This is a genomic window from Mycobacterium sp. (assembly GCF_035697385.1).
Lineage (GTDB): Bacteria > Actinomycetota > Actinomycetes > Mycobacteriales > Mycobacteriaceae > Mycobacterium.
On record NZ_DASSCY010000148.1, the window covers coordinates 1 to 5,256 of the forward strand.

6 protein-coding genes are annotated in these 5,256 nt (G+C 66.4%); 2 read left to right on the plus strand and 4 right to left on the minus strand.

What is annotated here, in order from left to right:
- The 4 genes from VFH65_RS12510 to VFH65_RS12525 form a co-directional block, all read right to left on the minus strand.
- Positions 1-187, minus strand: a 187-nt coding sequence (locus VFH65_RS12510) for a 4Fe-4S dicluster domain-containing protein (protein ID WP_353321878.1), incomplete at its 3' end; no start/stop codon positions are given.
- A gap of 7 nt (positions 188-194) precedes the next feature.
- Positions 195-1,211 carry an AurF N-oxygenase family protein gene (locus tag VFH65_RS12515; protein WP_353321880.1) on the minus strand — a complete coding sequence of 339 codons (1,017 nt, stop codon included), beginning with the start codon at positions 1,209-1,211 and terminating at the stop codon, positions 195-197.
- Positions 1,212-1,356: 145 nt separating this feature from the next.
- Positions 1,357-2,775 carry a pyridoxal phosphate-dependent decarboxylase family protein gene (locus VFH65_RS12520; RefSeq protein WP_353321882.1) on the minus strand — a complete coding sequence of 473 codons (1,419 nt, stop codon included), beginning with the start codon at positions 2,773-2,775 and terminating at the stop codon, positions 1,357-1,359.
- A 139-nt stretch (positions 2,776-2,914) separates the two neighbouring features.
- Entirely contained in the window at positions 2,915-3,406 is a 492-nt protein-coding gene (locus VFH65_RS12525) for a CAP domain-containing protein (RefSeq protein ID WP_353321884.1), read from the minus strand.
- A 143-nt stretch (positions 3,407-3,549) separates the two neighbouring features.
- Here VFH65_RS12525 and serC point away from each other — a divergent pair, with 143 nt between their 5' ends.
- Both serC and sepH read left to right on the plus strand, forming a co-directional pair.
- Entirely contained in the window at positions 3,550-4,662 is a 1,113-nt protein-coding gene (serC, locus tag VFH65_RS12530; protein WP_353321885.1) for a phosphoserine transaminase, read from the plus strand.
- Between the two features lie 87 nt (positions 4,663-4,749).
- Positions 4,750-5,256 (plus strand): septation protein SepH (gene sepH, locus VFH65_RS12535; protein WP_353321887.1); only part of this gene is annotated, 507 nt, incomplete at its 3' end.

Below are 5,256 nucleotides of genomic sequence, written 5' to 3' on the forward strand. Positions count from 1 at the left end.
GTGCGATGGCCCCAACCGGGCAGGCGCTCACACAGGCGCCGCAGTCCACACAGGCCACCGGATCGATGTAGAGCATCTCGGCGGTGGCGAAGCCCGGCTCGTCCGGCGACGGGTGAATGCAGTTCACCGGGCAGGCGTAAACACAGGACCCGTCGCTGCAGCACGACTGGGTGATTACGTGCGGCATGAAACTCCTAGGCGGCCGCGACCACGTGTTGGCGCGCAGGTTCGCTGCGGTAGCGGCTTGGGCGGCCGTCGATCTTGCAGATCTTCCAGATGAGTTTGGCGATCGGGTTGATCAGACCGGTGTCGTTGCACAGCATCCTGACGTCGCCGAACATGTCGCGCAGCATTTGCCGGGACTCCGGCGACCGGAAGAACACGTCCTTGCGCACCGAGCGGGGGATGTCGAATTTCGTCCAGAACGCGCGCGGCGGAACGATGATGGCCGAGCAGAGAATCCGCATGGTGAGCGGGACGTAGAGCGACAGCCAGAACCGCTTGCGGCGCGGCAGGTGTGGCACCCGCTTGCGCAGATACTCATGCGCGAACGAGATGTGCCGGGCCTCCTCCGCGACGTGGATCGCCATCACCCGTTCCATGATCGGGTGCAGCGACTTGCCCTCGCGCAGGACGTTCTTCTGCGTGTGGTCGATGGGTTCCTCGCCCGCGAGGATGCCGAACCAGAACGGGATCGGCAGCGGACCGGCGACCAACGGAATCAACGGCTGGACCCACTTCAACAGCCGCGGCATGCCGGGCACGTCGGCGCCGATGCGGTTCACCATCTCCTGGAACATCATGGTGTGGTTGCACTCTTCGACCGCCTCGTGCAGGCAGTATCGGTATTCCGGCGAGCCGTTGGGTGTCCAGAACGAGTACTCCATCAGGCCGCGAATCAGGATCGACTCGAAGTGCAGGCCGACCTTTGCGACGTTGGCCTGGCGCCACATGCCGATCTCGATCTGACGCTCGACCGTCTGCGACTGGTACCAGGGATGGCGGCCAAGCGGATCGGTCGCCGGCAGGATCCAGCGCTCGTCGTTCGGCACGACCGCGAACTCCGGGGAATCCCAGTCGATGTCGGTGTACGGATTGAAATTGCGCCGCACTGACCCCTCAGACAGTGTGGTGAGCATGTCCACGTACTCGGCGTCGTCGAGGACTTCCATGTTGCGCTGCCAGCGCCTGACCATGCGCGTCCGAGCCATTGGTACCCTCCCATGAGGTTTACATTTAGCCGCTTGTTGTACACGAACGGTACCGCAGGTATCGCCTAAATGTCCATCCCCGGTTTGACCTGCGATTTGTGTGCGTTTTGTTGCGGTGAGCGCTCCTCAACGCCCCCCGTACCGCCTATAGCCGCGCGCCGATTTCGCGCACCACATCGACGAGCAGGTCGATATCCCGTTGCGTACTGCGCCAGTTGACGATCGCGGGCCGTAGCGCGACATGGCCGCGATAGACGGTCGTTCCGACGTAAACCCTTCCGTCGGAAAGCAATTCGCGGCCCAGTCGCGAATTCAGTTCGTCGAGCTGCTCTTCGGGCACGCCCGGCGGCCGGTAGCGAAAACACGCGATGCACAGTTGGACAGGTGCAAGCAGCTCGAGGTCAGGGGTCTCCTCGACGAGACGGCCGAGGTGGGCGGTCAAGTCCAGGTGGCGTTCGACCATCGCTCGGTGTCCGCTGCGGCCATAGGCGCGCAGCGTCGCCCAGATCGGCAGCGCGCGGGCACGGCGCGAGGACTCCGGGCCGAGCTGGTTGTAGTCGATCTGCGTATCGTCGACGGACGCGAGATACGGCACACCGAACGAGCCGAACGCGTCGGTGAGCGCACGGGGGTCGCGGACGAACGCGAAGCCGCTCTCGTAGGGCACGTTGAGCCACTTGTGTGCATCGGCCGCGACGGAGTGCGCGCGGGCTACACCGTCGACCAGATGCGCGGTGCGGGGCGACAGCGCGGCGAACAAACCGAACGCGCCGTCGACATGCAGCCAGCAGCCGTGCTTTTCGGCGAGGTCGGCCATCGCGTCGATCGGATCGAAGTCGCCTGCGTTGACCTCGCCGGCGCACGCGACGATCACGGCGGGTCCGTCGAGCCGCTGCAGCGCGGCATCCATCGCGTCGAGGTCGACGCGTCCGGCGTCGTCGCGGCTCAACACCGTGACGGTGTCGCGGCCGGCACCGAGAACCTGCAGCGCCTTTCGCACGCTCGCATGCACGTATCCGCTGGCCAGTACCGGCATGGCGGGCATGCCTGCCAACCCGTCGGCGGTGATGTCGCGGCCGTGCTTGGTCCCCCACCACTGTCGCGCGGCGGCGAGCCCGGTGAGGTTGGCGAACGTCGCACTCGGCGTGAGCACCCCGCCCCACTCGGGAGGCAATCCGAACAAGTCCTTCAACCAGCCGAGCGTGACCGTCTCGAGAGTGGTCGCCAACGGCGACGACGTCCACAGCCCGGCGTTCTGGTCGAGCAGCGCGGCCACCCAGTCGGCGGCGGTGGCGGCCGGCGTCGTTCCGCCGATGACGAAGTGGAAGAACCGCGGCCCGGCCGAATGCGTGGCAGCGGCGGTGCCGACGCGCAGCAGCTCGTCGACCGAATTCAACGTGCCAATACCGTCATCGGGTAACGGCTGTTTCAGCTCGGCCAACAGCTTCATGGCGGCCGGATCCGAGACGAGGCGCTCGTCCAATCCGGACAGGTAACCCGCCGCGGCCTTCGCGACGGCGTCCAAAGCCTCGCTGGCCAGCTCCCGTTCCCGCAGCGGATCCATGCCTCAACTACCGTTCCTCGTTGGTAATCAGAAGTATGTCCGAGCGGCCGAACGGTGTTGTGTGGCAGGCGCCAGCCCGTCCCGATACACCGATCCAATCCCGACCAACGAACGACGACCCGGGAGCCGTTTCGCGGGGCTACTTCTTCCCGAAATCCCCCGCCACGGTCATCTTGTTGCCGTTGCTCACCGCCGAGAACCCCGCTTCAGTCAATCCGCAGTTGGTGATGATCGCGCGGTGGCCAGGACTGTTCATCCACGAGGTGACCGCAGCAGCCGGAGTGCCGACGGAGCCGGTGCCCCAGTAGACGACTTCGCCGACGGTCTCGTAGGGCGCGTAGCCGGCATCCGTGACGCGCTGGACGAGGGATGAGCCGTCCGAACCGGTGTGGGAGTGCACTCCGCTTGCGAGCATGTCGTTGGCGTGCCGCGCTGCCGACGCAGTCAGCTGCGGATTGGCCGCAACGGGTGCACAGCCGTTCGCCGCGCGCTCGGCGTTGATCTGGCCGAGCACTGCCCCGCCCTGGTCGACGTTGGCGTGGGCCGGCAGCGCGGCGATCATCGAACCGAAGGCCGCGACCGCGGCTGCACAGACCGGTATGGCCCTCGAAGTCTTCCCGCGACTGATCACGTGGCCCCCCACAGGCTCAGTCCCCGACAGATAACAGTATGGACACAGCTGAGCCGATGAATTCAGGTTTGCCCACATTTCCGGGGTTTTCTGCCGACCCTCCGCGCAGGATGCGCCCAAGTCGGGTCATTACCCTAGGAGCCATGGCCGAACTGACGATCCCCGCCGACATCAAGCCGAACGACGGACGCTTCGGCTGTGGGCCGTCCAAGGTCCGGCCCGAGCAGCTGCAAGCACTCGCCGCTGCGGGTGACGTGTTCGGGACGTCGCACCGGCAGGCGCCAGTGAAGAATCTGGTCGGCCGGGTCCGCGACGGGCTGCGGCAGCTGTTCTCGCTGCCCGACGGCTACGAGGTCATCCTCGGCAACGGCGGCTCGACGGCGTTCTGGGATGCCGCGGCGTTCGGGCTCATCGACAAGCGCTCGCTGCACCTGACCTACGGCGAGTTCAGCTCGAAGTTCGCCTCCTGCGTCGTCAAGAACCCGTTCGTCGGCGACCCGATCGTCGTCAAGGCCGATCCCGGCAGCGCGCCCAAACCGCAGGCCGACCCGTCCGTCGACCTGATCGGCTGGGCCCACAACGAAACGTCGACGGGTGTCGCGGTGCCGGTGGTGCGGCCCGACGGATCGGGTGACGCGCTGATCGCCATCGACGCGACCTCCGCCGCCGGTGGTCTGCCCGTCGACATCACCGAGGCCGACGCGTACTACTTCGCGCCGCAGAAGAACTTCGCAGGCGACGGCGGTCTGTGGATCGCGATTCTCTCCCCCGCCGCGCTGGCCCGCATCGAGGCGATCGCGGCCGCAGGCCGTTGGGTGCCCGACTTCCTGTCGCTGCCGATCGCGGTCGAGAACAGCGTGAAGAACCAGACCTACAACACGCCGGCTGTCGGCACGCTGGTCCTGCTGGCCGAGCAGCTCGACTGGTTGCTGGGCAACGGCGGGCTGGACTGGGCGGTCAAGCGCACCGCGGACTCGTCGCAGCGGCTGTACTCATGGGCCGAGGCGTCGAAATTTGCCACCCCGTTCGTGGCTGACCCCGAGTTGCGCTCGCAGGTCGTCGGAACCGTGGACTTCTCCGACGACATTGATGCAGCTTCTGTCGCGGCCACGTTAAGGGCCAACGGCGTCGTCGACACCGAGCCGTACCGCAAACTCGGCCGCAATCAGTTGCGCGTCGGCATGTTCCCTGCGGTGGAGCCCGATGACGTCAGCGCGCTGACCGCATGCGTCGACTGGGTCGTGGAACGCCTCTGACCTCCAGCGTGTCTACCCGGTTACGGCCAGATAACGAAGTAGGGTGACGTGCTAATCGGGCTTGGCGCTCGCCCGGAGGAGGTCGGCATGCGAGAACTCAAAGTCGTCGGACTGGACGTAGACGGCAAACGAATCATCTGCGAGACCGACGACTCCGGCGAGAAGTTCATCCTGCGGTCCGACGACCGGTTACGGGCCGCGGTGCGCGGCGAGAAGACCGGCTCGAGTCAACCCCAATCCGATGCCGAGGTTCCAAGCGTGCTGCGTCCCAAGGAGATTCAAGCCAAGATTCGCGCGGGCGCATCCGTCGAACAGGTCGCGGAGGCGGCAGGGGCGGACGTCGCGAGGGTCGAGAGGTTTGCCCATCCGGTGTTGCTCGAGCGCGCCCGCGCAGCGGAGCTGGCTACCGCGTCGCATCCTGTGCTCGCCGACGGACCCTCGGTGCTGACGCTGTTGGAGACGGTGACGGCCGCGCTGATCGCCAGGGGCCTTGACCCCGATGGCACCAACTGGGACGCCTGGCGCAACGAGGACGGCCGCTGGACGGTGCAGCTGGCATGGAAGGCCGGCATGTCCGACAACACCGCGCACTTC

What these genes read in the sequence shown, in the direction of transcription:
- serC (WP_353321885.1), top strand. Translation starts at nt 3,550, where the DNA reads ATGGCCGAACTGACGATCCCCGCCGACATCAAGCCGAACGACGGACGC.
- VFH65_RS12520 (WP_353321882.1), bottom strand. Translation starts at nt 2,775, where the DNA reads ATGGATCCGCTGCGGGAACGGGAGCTGGCCAGCGAGGCTTTGGACGCC.
- VFH65_RS12515 (WP_353321880.1), bottom strand. Translation starts at nt 1,211, where the DNA reads ATGGCTCGGACGCGCATGGTCAGGCGCTGGCAGCGCAACATGGAAGTC.